This window comes from Bacillus altaicus (assembly GCF_042136375.2).
GTDB classification, from domain to species: Bacteria; Bacillota; Bacilli; order Bacillales; family Bacillaceae_G; genus Bacillus_A; species Bacillus_A cereus_U.
The window spans coordinates 1,330,389-1,345,044 of record NZ_CM143394.1 but is presented as its reverse complement, the minus strand read 5'-3'; the positions used below and the strand labels follow the sequence as shown (position 1 = coordinate 1,345,044).

The window sequence follows — 14,656 nt, the reverse complement described above, 5'->3', positions numbered from 1 at the left end:
AGATAATAATAATTATATTGTACTACACACATTTTCGTTAGCTACATAAACATCTACTTTTCATTTTAAATATCTTCTCTTTTCCAAAGAGGCCTCACATGAACGATCACTGTCCGAATGACCGCTAAAATAGGAACCGATATTAGTAATCCTACAATCCCCGCAACTTCTCCCCCTACTAGTAACGCAAACATAATGATCACAGGATGCATACGAAGCGACTTACCAACGATGTAAGGCGATAAAATGTTACTTTCCAAAAATTGCAAAATAGCAATCGTAATCCCCGCCTTAATGAGTAAACTCGTTGATACCGTTGCCGCAATCATCAACGTCGGAATCGCCCCTAAAATAGGACCAAAGTACGGGATTATATCCGTTACCCCAATAATAATACCGAGTAATAACGGATATTTCATACCGATAAACCAAAAAGAAAGAACAGATACTCCCCCTAATACTAAGCAAACAAATAACTGTCCTCGAATATAACTTCCGAGTGACTTATCAATTTCTTTCGCAAGCATTTGACCCGTACTACGCCACTTACTCGGAACTAGTTTCCAAAAAACATGATAAAACTCACCGTAATCTTTTAATATGTAAAATACAATGAACGGAATTAAGAAAATAATGAGCAATGAATCCAGTACACCACGTGCTGTACTCATAACTTTATTTAAAAGCGTTTGTATCTTCATTTCTACACCAACGAAAATTTGCTTTACCTTTTCATGAATAAATGATGGGAAATTCGCTGTTTGTTCTGTAACTCCATCCATCCAAGAATCGTACATTTTTGTAAACTGTGGAAATTGTTCATTAATTTCTTGTAACTGTTTAATAACAACTGGCGTTCCTTTATAAATCCCATAGCCAATTCCGCCAAAGAAAAGAATATAAATGAGCAAAATAGCAAGTGTGCGTGGCATTCCTTCCTTATGGATTTTTTCAATTAAAGGGTGTAATAAATAAGCAATAAAACAAGCAATAAGAAACGGTGTGATCGCCACTTTAAATACAAAAATAATCGGTGCCCATAGTGGCTTGATTTTTAAAAAGACGAGCAAACAAAGAAAAACGAGTAACAATAATCCTAAACGATATATCCAAATGATTTTAAGATTCTTCACACGAAAAACCTCCTCCACCTTTATTTTGAAAATAAATAGGTTAGGTTATGTGCAAAAGTTTTAAAATCTTTTTATACAGACCATACTGTTTTTTAAAGACGTACATATATTTAACATAATAAGGACAACCACCCCTGAAAATACAAAATGTCAAAATATAATCAGGAGGGCTCATAATGATCTTATTTATGCTTGCATTATCCGCACTTTTTATGCTTCTTGAATGGATTTGTATCGGGTTTGGTATTTGGAAAGGCTTCTTTATTCGTTCCTCGCGAAAAGAAAGAGCGAAGCACTTATGGCATTATGGAATGCTTGGCGTTGGATGTTACGGTTTATCTTATCTCTTCTCTGAAATCGGACTTTTATATTTGCATACAAGCGCATAAAAAAACTCCCTTATCATGAAGGGAGTTTTTTACGCCTTATAAATAAGACTTAATCATCTTACGTGCTTTTTTTACATTGCGTTTTGAGAATACATCTTGTTTGCGAGCATATTGATATGCTGCAGCTCCAACACCTAATGCGATTAATGAATTGCGTAGATTCAAAGTAAATCCCCCTTTTCGTTATCCGATCGTTCTTTCATTATCATCAAATAAATCATCAAGAGAGCTTAATGAACCATCTTCCTCTACTTGATGTGTATGGATTTTCCCCTTTGAAACCGATAATTCGATATAACAATTCCAGCAATAAAATTGGTTGACACCTATTTTTCCGATGTCTTTCCCCTTGCAATTTGGACAACTGAACATATGGCTTTCATCTCCTTACAGTCTCCCAGATTCTATTCGCCATTATGTCCAAACTGCATTCATTTATACATTGCTAGAGCCTTTCAACGTTATACGTTTGAAAGTTTCACTATATAATTTCACCTTGTTACATGAAATCATACGGTGAAATGTTTTCCACATCCATTTCTTCACCATTAACCGTCACCATTTGCACTTCGCCTTGTGATTCTTGCAATCGGCCAGCTAAAGTCGTTTGACGCATTGCATCATCAAGGCGATTCACACCGGATTGAAAAGCTGCTTCCTCCCCGCAAATAATAAGGAATTTCTTACTTCTTGTAATACCCGTGTAAATTAAATTACGACGTAACATACGGTTGTAGCTTTTTACAATCGGCATAATAACAATCGGAAATTCACTACCTTGTGATTTATGAATCGAGCAGCAATATGCATGTGTAATTTGATTTAAATCTGGCTTTGTATACGTTACTTCAATCCCATCAAATGAAACAATAATCATATCTTGTTGCTCAACGTTTTCTTTCGCATAAAACACCGAAACGATTTCTCCGATATCACCATTAAATACTTGGCTTTCCGGCTGATTGACGAGTTGCAGTACTTTATCTCCTCTGCGGTATACAACATCACCGTATGCAATTTCTTTACTTTTTTCCCTTTTCGGATTAAACACTTCTTGGAGAGCTTCATTTAACACATTAATACCTGCTGGTCCGCGGTACATAGGTGCCAACACTTGTACATCTCTTGCGCTAAATCCTTTTGTCTTGGCATTTTCACATACTTTTTTTACAACTTCAACGATTTGAGCGCCTGTACAAGAAATAAAGGAACGATCCTTTTTATTTTGTGCTAAATCTGGCGGAAGCGCACCACCTTTTATCGCATGGGCAAGCTGAATAACAGATGACCCTTCCGCTTGACGATAAATTTCTGTAAGCTTGACCGTTGGAACTGCACCTGCATTCAATAAGTCTTTTAGCACTTGTCCAGGTCCTACAGATGGCAACTGATCTTCATCACCTACAACGATAACTTGAATATTTGTCGGAAGCGACTTAAACAGCTGATTTGCAAGCCAAATGTCAACCATTGAAAACTCATCAATAATGAGTAACTTTCCTTGTACTGGATCGGTTTCATTACGCTGGAAAGACCCTTCTGGCGTCCAACCGAGTAGACGATGAATTGTGCACGCCGGAAGCCCCGTCGATTCACTCATTCGCTTCGCTGCCCTTCCAGTTGGAGCCGTTAATAAAATCGGAAATGGATTATCATCACTGTATTCATTCGGATTTAATGATACTCCGTGAAGTGACGCATACATTTCAACAATCCCTTTAATAACTGTTGTTTTCCCCGTTCCTGGTCCACCTGTTAATAACATCATCGGCTTATGAAGTGCAGTTTGAACTGCTTCTTGCTGAAGCGGCGCATACTGCACCTTTAGCTGTTCTTCAATTTCTCCTAATGTTTTTAACACTTCTGCTTCAGGGAATGCAGGGGTTTCTTCTTGATTCATAAGACGACGAATTGACTTTACAACGCCTTTCTCAGAATAGAATAAAGAAGCTAAATACACTCGCTCTTCTTCTATAATGACTTTCCCTTCGCTTTGCATCATTTCAACGCAGCCTACAATATCTTCCTCAGTCACTCTGCCTTCTTGATTATTTAAAAGTGACATCGTTTCTCTTACAAGCTGACCTTTTTCCATATACACGTGACCGAGTTGTAATGAAATATTCTCTAACGTATAAAAACACCCTGCACGTACACGGTCGTCGTGATTGCCCGTTATTCCGATTGCACGCCCTATATCATCTGCTCTTCCAAATCCAATTCCGTTCACTTCTTCAATAAGTTTATACGGATTATTACGAATCACTTCTAATGTCATCTCTTTATATTGCTGATAAATTTTAATAGAAAGTTTTGTTCCAAAACCGTAACCATTTAAAAAACTCATCACTTTCTCGAGCCCTTGATGCTCAATAATCGTCTCATATATTTCCTGCGCTTTTTGCTTGTTTACAACACCACTTAACGCATCCGGATCATCCATAATTTTAGAAATCGCATGCTCACCAAGATGGTCCACGATTTTTTCGGCTGTACGCTTTCCAATCCCTTTAAATAAATCGCTCGCTAAATATTGCACCATACCTGCTTTTGTTTGTGGCAGTTCTTTTTTAAACGTTTCAACTAAATATTGTTTTCCATACTTTGGGTGGTCTTTAAAATGACCTGTTAATGTAAACACTTCATCTTCATGCATACGGGGAAAATGACCGTTTATCATTACCTTTTTTTCGTCGTATGTTTCATTCGTTTCAATGACTTTCATACTGACAACGGAATAGAGGTTTTCTTCGTTGTGGAAAATGGTATGAAGAACTTGCGCTTTTACAAATTTTTTCTCTTCCTCAAACAAATCCATTGCATGTTGATTTCCCATATTTCCTCTCCTTTCCGAGTTCTTTTCACTTTAATGAGCAGTACATCCCCCACCTCTTTCACAATCTTTAGATGAGGGGTAACTGCGCATTAAACTATAATTTCACTTTATTCAGCTTCTTGCTCTAATAAACGAATACCATTACCAGCTAAAAAGTGGTCTGCTTGAATTTCAGTCGCTTTCTTAAATAAAGTAAGAGCTTTCTCGTTATTTTCTTCGAATACGTACGCAACACCTAAATTATAATACGCATCTGCATGCTCTTCATCCATTTCTAATACCTTTTCAAAATAAGGTTTTGCCTCTTGAATATGTTCTAGTCGCGCGAAGCAAAGTCCGCATTGGAAAACAGCTTCTACATCATTTTCATCTAATTCAGTTGCTCTTTGTAAAAATGGCAGCGCAAGACGGTCATTGCCAAGTTGCACATGCGTGATACCTAACATAAATGTTACATCAGCTGATTGTAATCCCGCTTGCATCGCTTGTTCAAATACAGCCTTTGCCTCTGCAAATTGCTCTTGACCGTAATATACATTTCCTAAGCCATAATAAGCAGCCGCAGATTTACCATCTAATTCTACTGCACGTTTATAAAATAAAATTGCTCGCTCACTATCACCTAATACATCTAATAAATTCGCAAAGTTAATGTATCCAAGCGCATCTTTCGGATTTTCTTCGATTGCTTCTGTGAAATTTTCAGCTGCTTCTTCCCAGTTTCCTTCTTGCATATATTTAATACCTGTTTCAAGTTTGTTTGACATATCCTTCACCTCTACAACAAATTATAACAAAGAATGTATTTTCCAAGCGAAAAAAAATTCGCTTTATGTAAAAGAAACCTCTAACCGCTAATCGGCAGAGGCTTCTCGTGTTATCCTAAATAATCTAATTTCTTACCACTATGATATACTTCATCAATTGTAGCGCCGCCTAAGCACTCATCTCCATCATAGAAAACAACTGCTTGGCCTGGCGTAATCGCACGAATTGGCTCATCACAAAGAATACGAACTGTATTTTCATCAACGATTTGAACCGTTACTTTATTGTCTGCTTGACGATAACGGAATTTCGCTGTACACGTAAATTCTTTTTCCTTCGCTTTATTACTTACCCAGCCTACATTCGTAGCAATAACTTCATCACCATATAGAAGTTCGTTATGGAATCCTTGGTCAACATATAAAATGTTTTCTTTCAAGTTTTTCCCAACAGCAAACCATGGATCACCATTACCACCAATACCAAGGCCATGACGTTGTCCAATTGTATAGTACATTAAACCATCATGTTTCCCTTTCACTTCACCAGATAATGTTTGCATCACACCTGGTTGCGCCGGTAAATAGTTACTTAAGAAATCTTTAAAGTTACGCTCACCGATGAAGCAAATACCAGTACTATCTTTCTTCGCCGCTGTCGCTAAACCAGCTTCTGTCGCCATTTCGCGAATTTGTGGTTTCTTTAATTCACCTAATGGGAACATTGTTTTTGATAGTTGCTCTTGGCTTAATTGATTTAAGAAATATGTTTGATCTTTATTGTCATCAACGCCGCGAAGCATTTTATATTCGCCGTCCATATAAGCAACGCGTGCATAATGACCTGTTGCTACATAATCAGCACCAAGTGCAATTGCATGCTCTAAAAATGCTTTAAATTTAATTTCTTTGTTACACATTACATCTGGGTTTGGTGTACGACCAGCTCGGTACTCATCTAAAAAGTACGTAAATACTTTATCCCAGTATTGTTTTTCAAAGTTTACTGCATAATACGGAATGCCGATTTGGTTACACACTTCAATTACATCATTGTAATCTTCTGTTGCTGTGCAGACACCATTTGCATCTGTATCATCCCAGTTTTTCATAAAAATTCCGATTACATCATAACCTTGCTCTTTTAATAAAAGAGCTGCTACAGATGAATCGACGCCACCGGACATCCCGATGACAACGCGTGTTTCGTGAGGTAGTTTGTTCATCATGTCACCTCCCATGCTAATTTTGTGTTAATCGCTTCACGATTTTCACTGTTTCGTACGCCACTTTTTCAATTTGCTCTTTCGTATTTCCAAGACCGAAACTAAAGCGTACGGATGAACGTATTTGATCGGAACCTTTTCCGAACATCGCCACTAATACATGTGATGGGTCAATCGAACCAGCTGTACAAGCAGAACCACTTGATACTGCAATGCCAGCTAAGTCTAAGTTTACAAGAAATGGTTCAATATTCATTCCTGTAAAACTTACATTAAACACATGTGGTAAGCGATATTCCAAGTTTCCGTTTACCTCGAAAGTAATGTCTTCATTCTTGAAGACAGATACCATTATATCTTTAAACTCTTCATATTGGGCATTTTTTTGCTCACGAGTTTTTTCAGCTAGCAAAATTGCTTGCTGAAGTCCAGCAATACTAGGTACATTTTCAGTACCCGCACGGCGTTTTCTTTCTTGCTCTCCGCCTATCAATAACGGTTCAAACTTCACATTTGCACCAGCATATAGGAACCCGACACCTTTTGGTCCGTTAATTTTGTGAGCTGAAATTGATAATAAATCAATTTCAAATTCTTTCACATCAATCGATAATAAACCGTAGGCTTGTACAGCATCTGTGTGGAAATAAGCTTGATGTTCTTTTAACAGCTTACCTATTTCCGCAATTGGTTGCATTGTCCCTACTTCATTATTCCCGAACATAATAGATACAAGAATCGTCTCTTCCGTTAGTGCCTTTTGTATGTCAGAAACTTGAACACGCCCTGTTTCATCAACAGGTAAATACGTCACTTCAAATCCTTCATGCTCTAACAATTCACACGTATGCAAAATCGCATGATGTTCAATTTGCGTTGTAATAATGTGGTTACCTTTGTGACGATTCGCGCGCGCTACACCTATAAGTGCTAAATTATCAGCTTCTGTACCACCGCTCGTGAATATAATTTCATTTGGATTCGCGTGGATGCTACGTGCACACACACGTCTCGCCTCATCTACCGCATGGCGCGTTTGACGCCCATAAAAGTGAATACTAGACGGGTTTCCAAATGTTTCTGTCATATATGGAATCATCTTTTCGACCACTTCTGGGTGAGTCGGAGATGTCGCAGCATGATCTAAGTAAATGCGTTCCATTAAATCTCCTTCTTTCCAAATCGTTTCACAAGGAATTAAATGTAAAACATATAGCCCCCGTGATTTTCTTCCTCATAACGTACTAAATCTTCTAAAGTTGTACTATCTAATACTTCTTGCACCGCATCACGAACACGCATCCATAATTGGCGTTGTGCTGGTTCTTCTTCTTCTATCATTTCTACAACACTAATTGGACCCTCTAGTACACGGATTACATCTCCAGCTGTAATGTTGACTGGCTGATCAGATAATACATATCCGCCATATGCCCCGCGCGTACTCTTTACAAGACGAGCGTTACGAAGTGGTGAAATTAATTGCTCTAAATAATGCTCAGATAGGTCATGTGCCTGCGCAATTGATTTTAATGAAATTGGACCTTCACCAAACTTTTTTGCAAGGTCAATCATAATTGTTAAGCCGTAGCGGCCTTTCGTTGAAATCTTCATCTATTTGCACCTCATTTCAAATTTTCACTTCTATTGGTTATATCTTATTTATCCCGCTATTTGCGGGCAGTAAAACTCCCACCTCACAATTCGGCTGGAGCAAAGAAGTTAGGTGGGGGATGAACAAAACCCCCACTGATTAAAGTTTCACTTTATAAAAGAACACAATTTAAAATCCTATGAAATTATAGCATAATATAGTATTATAAGAAATTTCAACTTGTGTATCAAAATGATAACATAAAATCACATTGAAAAACTCGGAAATTATTACAATTGAAAGAAAAATGAAAATATTAATATTCATTTTTCCCCACAAAACAGCATCCTATTTCAAATTTCATAAAAAAAAATGATACGATAGAATGAGATTATACATTAAGGGAGAGGGTCAAATGAAACAACCACTCGCACATCGAATGCGCCCTACAAATATTCAAGAAATTATCGGACAACAGCATTTAGTTGGTGAAGGCAAGATTTTATGGCGAATGGTCCAAGCAAATCATTTTCAATCAATGATTTTATACGGTCCTCCAGGCACAGGAAAAACATCAATCGCTAGCGCAATTGCAGGAAGTACTGGAACCCTGTTTCGCCTCTTAAACGCTGTTACTCATAATAAAAAAGATATGGAAGTTGTCGTACAAGAAGCGAAGATGCATCGACACCTCGTTTTAATTTTGGATGAAGTTCATAGGCTAGATAAAGCGAAGCAAGACTTTCTATTACCCCATTTAGAAAGCGGACTTCTTACTTTAATTGGTGCAACGACAAGCAATCCGTTCCATGCTATTAATTCTGCTATTCGAAGTCGTTGTCAAATCTTCGAATTACACGCATTAACAGAAGATGATATTTTAATTGGGTTAAAACGAGCGCTTGAAGATAAAGAAAAAGGGCTTGGGGAATATGATGTAACTGTTACGGATGAAGCATTACATCACTTTGCAAATGCGTCAGGCGGAGATATGCGCTCAGCTTATAATGCACTTGAACTAGCTGTTTTATCTAGCTTTACAACTGACGACAAAGCCGCGGAAATTACACTTGAAATCGCAGAAGAATGCTTACAGAAAAAGAGTTTCGTTCACGACAAAGGTGGCGATGCTCACTATGACGTTTTATCTGCTTTTCAAAAATCAGTACGCGGAAGTGATGTGAACGCCGCACTTCATTATTTAGCACGTCTTATTGAAGCTGGTGACTTACAAAGCATCGGTAGACGTCTGCTTATTATGGCATATGAAGATATCGGACTTGCTAGCCCACAAGCTGGACAACGTACACTTGCAGCGATTGAATCAGCTGAACGGGTCGGCTTCCCAGAGGCACGCATACCACTTGCAAATGCTGTTATTGAACTTTGTCTATCACCGAAATCAAATTCGGCCTATAAAGCACTCGATGCCGCACTACACGATTTACGTAATGGCCAAACAGGCGATATTCCAAGTCATTTAAAAGATAGTCATTATAAAGGAGCCGAATCGTTAGGAAGAGGCATCGGATACTTATATCCACACGATCATCCAAACGGGTGGGTACAACAACAATACTTACCTGATAAAATTAAAAACAAGCAATATTATAAACCGAAAACGACAGGGAAATTTGAACAAGCACTTTCTACTGTTTATGAAAGATTACAAAGTTCGCATAAAACGAAGAATAAAGGGTAATATAAGCGAAAACGTCACCATTACGGAGGCTTCGCTTATGAAAACACGTCAAGATGCATGGACAAAAGAAGACGATCTCCTTTTAGCAGAAACTGTTTTACGACATATTCGCAGCGGAAGTACACAAATAAAAGCATTCGATGAAGTTGGTGATACATTAAACCGAACTTCAGCAGCTTGTGGCTTTAGATGGAATGCTGAAGTAAGACCATATTATGAAGATGCGGTGCAAATTGCAAAAAAACAACGTAAAGAATTAAAGCGTTCGGAAGCTAAAATAGAAAAAGAGCAGTTCTCACAAACTCGGCAACTCGTAATCGATGCCGAGTTTTCAGAAGATATTGCCCCAAATAAACAAGATCTTACAATGCAAAATGTCATCTCATTTTTGCAAAACTTGGAACACAATAACCCTTCACTCGCAAAGTTACAAACTGAAAATGACGTATTACAAGATCAGCTCACTTCCCTGAAAAAAACGAATAATGAACTTGAAGCAAAATTAGCTGTTCTCACAAAAAAACAACAAGCAATCGAAGAAGATTATGCAATGCTTGTTAGAATTATGGATCGTGCTCGAAAACTTGTTTCGGTCGAAGAACAAGAAGAGCAAATTGCTCCGATTTTCAAAACCGATCAAAATGGAAATTTAGATATTATATATTCAGCAGAGAATTAAAAAACAGGGATGTCACTTTTTCAACTTAGTGACATCCCTGTTTTTTGCTACGGCAAACATCGCATCGGTAAGTGAAATTATATTAACGATTTTTCAAATATATCTATCACAACTCGAAATATATCAACGATTCGACATAGAATATCGATTTTCCGACAAACATTCACATTAATAATATTTCTTTACAACATACAAAAAGCATATACCCTAGGCGGATATATGCTTCCTTTTTATTCTTGCCCTACACGCTTCACTTCTACGTTTTTAATACGTTCACGTACAACGTGACTTGCCATAATTAAGCCTGCCACAGATGGTACGAATGCATTTGAAGAAGGTGGTAATTTCGCTTTACGAATTTTTGCATTTTCGTCTGGTACGATTTCTTTACGTACTTCTTCACGAATTACGATTGGGTTTTCGTCAGAGAAGACAACTTTTACACCTTTTTTAATACCATCTTTACGAAGCTTCGTACGAATCACTTTCGCAATTGGATCTGTATGTGTTTTTGAAATGTCCGTAATACGGAAACGAGTTGGGTCCATTTTATTTGCCGCACCCATACATGAGATAATTTTAATTTTACGACGTAAACATTGTTTAATTAAATGAATTTTGAACGTAATCGTATCAGATGCATCTACTACGAAATCTAAACCGTGTTTAAAGAACTCTTCATATGTTTCATCTGTATAAAACATCTCTAGTCCAATTACTTCACATTCCGGATTAATGTCCGCAATACGCTCTTTCATTAATTCTACTTTTGAACGTCCTACAGTAGATACTAACGCGTGAATTTGACGGTTTACGTTTGTAATATCTACAACGTCTTTATCAACTAATACAAGACGTCCTACGCCAGAACGTGCTAGCGCTTCTGCCGAAAATGACCCTACGCCGCCAATTCCTAAAATACCGACTGTACTATTTTTTAATATTTCAAGGCCTTCTTTTCCAAAGGCTAATTCATTACGTGAAAATTGATGTAACATTCAGCTCTACACTCCTATTACAAAAATGGTCTATCATGTATTCTAGCGTTTTTCCGACTATTTGTATAGAAAAAGTTATAGAATTCCTAAAAATACATATTCAAAGAGAAAAAATAAAACATAAGACCACTAGCTGAAGACTTTTTAAACAACCTCTATAAAAAAGCCTAGATGGGGTTAGTATAACCATCTAGACTCTATTCTTACTTCTCTTCTTTCACGCTCAATTTTAAGCTTAGCTCTTCAAGCTGAGCTTCTGCAACTGGGCTTGGAGCGTCTGTTAATAAGCAGCTTGCGCTTGCTGTTTTCGGGAATGCAATTGTATCACGAAGGTTCGTACGACCTGCGAGTAACATAACAAGGCGGTCTAAACCTAATGCGATTCCGCCGTGTGGTGGTGTACCGTATTCGAATGCTTCTAATAAGAATCCGAATTGTTCTTGTGCTTCTTCTTGTGAGAATCCAAGTGCTTTGAACATTTTTTCTTGTACGTCACGCTCGTAAATACGAAGTGATCCACCACCAAGCTCATAACCGTTTAATACAAGGTCATATGCTTGTGCACGTGCTTTTTCTGGTGCTGTTTCTAATAGTTCAACATCTTCACGGAATGGCATTGTGAATGGATGATGAGCTGCGAAGTAACGATCTGCATCTTCATCGTACTCAAGAAGTGGCCAATCCGTTACCCATAGGAAGTTAAATTTACTTTCGTCAATTAGCTCAAGTTCTTTACCTAGACGTAAACGAAGTGCACCTAAGCTATCTGCAACAACGCTCTTCTTATCTGCTACGAATAGTAATAAGTCACCAGCATCCGCTTCTAATGTACTCATTAACACGTTTGCATCTTCTTCACCGAAGAATTTCGCAATCGGTCCTTTTAAGCCGTCTTCTTCAACTTTAAGCCAAGCTAGACCTTTTGCACCGTATACTTTTGCGAATTCAGTTAATGCATCGATGTCTTTACGAGAGTATTTGCTCGCTGCACCTTTTGCGTTAATCGCTTTTACTTGTCCGCCGTTTTCTACAGCACTTGTAAATACTTTAAATCCACAACCTACTGCAAATTCAGATAGGTCTTTTAGTTCCATTTCAAAGCGTGTATCCGGCTTATCAGAACCAAAGCGAGCCATTGCATCAGCATATTTCATACGAGGGAATGGTGCACTAACTTCTACACCTTTTGCATCCTTCATGACTTTCGTCATCATACGCTCCATCATTTCTAAAATTTCATCTTGTGTTAAGAATGATGCCTCGATATCAATTTGCGTGAATTCCGGTTGACGGTCCGCACGTAAATCTTCGTCACGGAAACAACGTGCTACTTGATAGTAACGCTCAAATCCACCGACCATAAGAAGCTGTTTAAATAGCTGCGGAGATTGAGGTAATGCATAAAATTCACCATCATGCACACGGCTTGGTACTAAATAGTCGCGAGCTCCTTCTGGCGTGCTCTTCGTTAAAATTGGTGTTTCAACTTCTAAGAACTCTTCTGTATCTAAGAAGTTACGAATTGTTTTCGTTACGTCATGACGCATTTTGAATGTGTTGAACATTGCAGGACGACGTAAGTCTAAGTAACGATATTTTAAACGCACATCTTCTGATGCATCTGTATCATCAGCAATAATGATTGGCGTTGTTTTCGCTGCGTTTAATACGTTTACTTTCGATGCTTGTACTTCAATACGACCAGTTGCCATATTATCATTAATTGCGCCTTCACCACGTTCAACAACTGTACCTTCTACGTGTAATACGTATTCGCTACGAATCGTTTCTGCTACTTCTAACGCTTCTTTTGATGTTTCTGGGTTAAATACAACTTGTACGATACCTGTACGGTCACGTAAGTCGATAAAGATTAATCCACCTAAATCACGGCGTTTTTGTACCCAACCTTTTAATTGAACTGTTTGTCCAACCGCTTCTACTGTTACTTTTCCGCATGCATGTGTTCTTTCAGCCACTTTAAGTTCCCCCTATATTAATTTCTCTGCTACATATGAAGCAAATACATCTAACGCTACTTCTTCTTGTCCGCCTGTTGCCATATCTTTTAAGTTAATGATGCCTTTATCTAGCTCATCTTCCCCTAATACAGCTACGTATTTCGCATTTAAACGATCTGCAGATTTAAATTGTGCTTTCATTTTACGATCTAAATAATCTTTTTCAACTGCTAATCCAGCTTTACGAAGATCAAACGCAATTTTCGCAGCTTGGTCTTTCGCTTTTTCACCAAGTGCTACAACGTAACAATCAATACTATGTTCAATTGGTAACTCAATATTTTCAGCCTTCAGCGCCATAATTAAACGCTCAATACTCATCGCAAAACCGATACCTGGCATTTCCGGTCCACCGATTTCTTGTACAAGTCCGTTATAACGGCCACCGCCACTTAATGTTGTGATAGCACCGAAACCTTCTGCCTCACTCATAATTTCAAAAACAGTGTGTTGGTAGTAGTCTAAACCACGTACTAAATTCGGATCTTTCTCAAATGGAACATCCATCATCGTTAGTAGTTCTTGTACTTTGTCGTAGTATACTGCTGAATCTTCGTTTAAGTATTCCGTAATAGATGGTGCTGTTCCCATTAATTCATGGTTACGGTCCTTCTTACAGTCTAAAATACGAAGAGGGTTCTTTTCTAAGCGAGATTGACAGTCAGAGCAGAATTCACCGATACGTGGCTCAAAATGCGCAATTAATGCATCGCGGTGCGCTTGACGGCTCGCTGCATCACCTAAGCTGTTTAATACAACTTTAATATTTTTTAAGCCCATGCCGCGGTAAAACTCTACAGCAAGTGCAATTACTTCCGCATCAATTGCAGGGTCGTTACTACCGATTGCTTCAATACCGAATTGTACGAATTGACGATAGCGACCTGCTTGTGGTCTTTCATAACGGAACATTTGACCTATATAGTATAATTTCGTTGGTTGTGTTGCATCACCGAACATTTTGTTTTCAACGTAAGAACGTACAACAGGTGCAGTACCTTCTGGACGTAATGTTAAACTACGCTCTCCACGGTCTTGGAATGAATACATTTCTTTTTGTACGATATCTGTCGTATCACCAACACCGCGTAAAAATAGCTCTGTGTGTTCAAAAATTGGTGTACGAATTTCTTTATAGTTGTAACGACGGCAAATTTCGCGTGCTTGCCCTTCGATATACTGCCATAACTCTACACTACCTGGAAGAATATCTTGCGTTCCGCGTGGGATTTGAATAGACATATTCAGTTCCTCCTCAAATTGTTTTAATCTTAATAAAAATAAAAAAACTCCCGCCTCTACTGTTTGAAC

At 38.1% G+C, this 14,656-nt stretch carries 14 protein-coding genes; 3 read left to right on the top strand and 11 right to left on the bottom strand.

What is annotated here, in order from left to right; translation table 11 throughout:
- Positions 1 to 65: 65 nt before the first annotated feature.
- Positions 66 to 1,133, bottom strand: a complete 1,068-nt coding sequence (locus tag ACE38F_RS07025; protein WP_375369589.1) for an AI-2E family transporter — start codon at positions 1,131 to 1,133, stop codon at positions 66 to 68.
- Between the two features lie 176 nt (positions 1,134 to 1,309).
- On the opposite strand from ACE38F_RS07025, the gene ACE38F_RS07020 reads away from it, so the two are divergent.
- Entirely contained in the window at positions 1,310 to 1,522 is a 213-nt protein-coding gene (locus ACE38F_RS07020) for a hypothetical protein (RefSeq protein WP_002015285.1), read from the top strand.
- 36 nt (positions 1,523 to 1,558) lie between these two features.
- Here ACE38F_RS07020 and ACE38F_RS07015 read toward each other — a convergent pair whose 3' ends face one another.
- The 7 genes from ACE38F_RS07015 to cymR all read right to left on the bottom strand — a co-directional run bounded on the left by ACE38F_RS07015 (position 1,559) and on the right by cymR (position 7,965).
- A complete protein-coding gene (locus ACE38F_RS07015; RefSeq protein WP_002015286.1) occupies positions 1,559 to 1,687 on the bottom strand; it encodes a YrzQ family protein in 129 nt (42 codons plus the stop codon).
- Between the two features lie 18 nt (positions 1,688 to 1,705).
- Positions 1,706 to 1,894 (bottom strand): hypothetical protein, encoded by a 189-nt coding sequence (locus ACE38F_RS07010; RefSeq protein ID WP_002015288.1) that lies wholly within the window; start codon positions 1,892 to 1,894, stop codon positions 1,706 to 1,708.
- Positions 1,895 to 2,021: 127 nt separating this feature from the next.
- A complete protein-coding gene (recD2, locus tag ACE38F_RS07005) occupies positions 2,022 to 4,358 on the bottom strand; it encodes an SF1B family DNA helicase RecD2 (RefSeq protein WP_375369592.1) in 2,337 nt (778 codons plus the stop codon).
- Positions 4,359 to 4,465: 107 nt separating this feature from the next.
- Positions 4,466 to 5,125 carry a tetratricopeptide repeat protein gene (locus tag ACE38F_RS07000; RefSeq protein ID WP_002160393.1) on the bottom strand — a complete coding sequence of 220 codons (660 nt, stop codon included), beginning with the start codon at positions 5,123 to 5,125 and terminating at the stop codon, positions 4,466 to 4,468.
- A 110-nt stretch (positions 5,126 to 5,235) separates the two neighbouring features.
- Positions 5,236 to 6,351, bottom strand: coding sequence for a tRNA 2-thiouridine(34) synthase MnmA (gene mnmA / locus ACE38F_RS06995; protein ID WP_002160392.1), 1,116 nt, complete (start codon positions 6,349 to 6,351; stop codon positions 5,236 to 5,238).
- Positions 6,352 to 6,367: 16 nt separating this feature from the next.
- A complete protein-coding gene (locus ACE38F_RS06990; protein WP_375369594.1) occupies positions 6,368 to 7,513 on the bottom strand; it encodes a cysteine desulfurase family protein in 1,146 nt (381 codons plus the stop codon).
- Between the two features lie 35 nt (positions 7,514 to 7,548).
- Positions 7,549 to 7,965, bottom strand: coding sequence for a cysteine metabolism transcriptional regulator CymR (gene cymR, locus ACE38F_RS06985; protein ID WP_000704117.1), 417 nt, complete (start codon positions 7,963 to 7,965; stop codon positions 7,549 to 7,551).
- 395 nt (positions 7,966 to 8,360) lie between these two features.
- On the opposite strand from cymR, the gene ACE38F_RS06980 reads away from it, so the two are divergent.
- Together ACE38F_RS06980 and ACE38F_RS06975 are read left to right on the top strand one after the other, a co-directional pair.
- A complete protein-coding gene (locus ACE38F_RS06980; RefSeq protein WP_002067244.1) occupies positions 8,361 to 9,647 on the top strand; it encodes a replication-associated recombination protein A in 1,287 nt (428 codons plus the stop codon).
- A 37-nt stretch (positions 9,648 to 9,684) separates the two neighbouring features.
- Positions 9,685 to 10,326, top strand: a complete 642-nt coding sequence (locus ACE38F_RS06975) for an RsfA family transcriptional regulator (RefSeq protein WP_215554267.1) — start codon at positions 9,685 to 9,687, stop codon at positions 10,324 to 10,326.
- A 230-nt stretch (positions 10,327 to 10,556) separates the two neighbouring features.
- Here the strand turns inward: ACE38F_RS06975 and ACE38F_RS06970 are convergent, their stop codons facing one another.
- From ACE38F_RS06970 to hisS, 3 genes are all read right to left on the bottom strand, one after another.
- Positions 10,557 to 11,324: a tRNA threonylcarbamoyladenosine dehydratase gene (locus tag ACE38F_RS06970; RefSeq protein ID WP_215554268.1), complete on the bottom strand. Its 768-nt coding sequence runs from the start codon at positions 11,322 to 11,324 to the stop codon at positions 10,557 to 10,559.
- 203 nt (positions 11,325 to 11,527) lie between these two features.
- Complete coding sequence (aspS, locus tag ACE38F_RS06965) at positions 11,528 to 13,303, bottom strand: aspartate--tRNA ligase (protein WP_375369596.1); 1,776 nt, start codon at positions 13,301 to 13,303, stop codon at positions 11,528 to 11,530.
- Positions 13,304 to 13,315: 12 nt separating this feature from the next.
- Complete coding sequence (gene hisS, locus ACE38F_RS06960; protein WP_341305794.1) at positions 13,316 to 14,587, bottom strand: histidine--tRNA ligase; 1,272 nt, start codon at positions 14,585 to 14,587, stop codon at positions 13,316 to 13,318.
- Between the last annotated feature and the right edge of the window lie 69 nt (positions 14,588 to 14,656).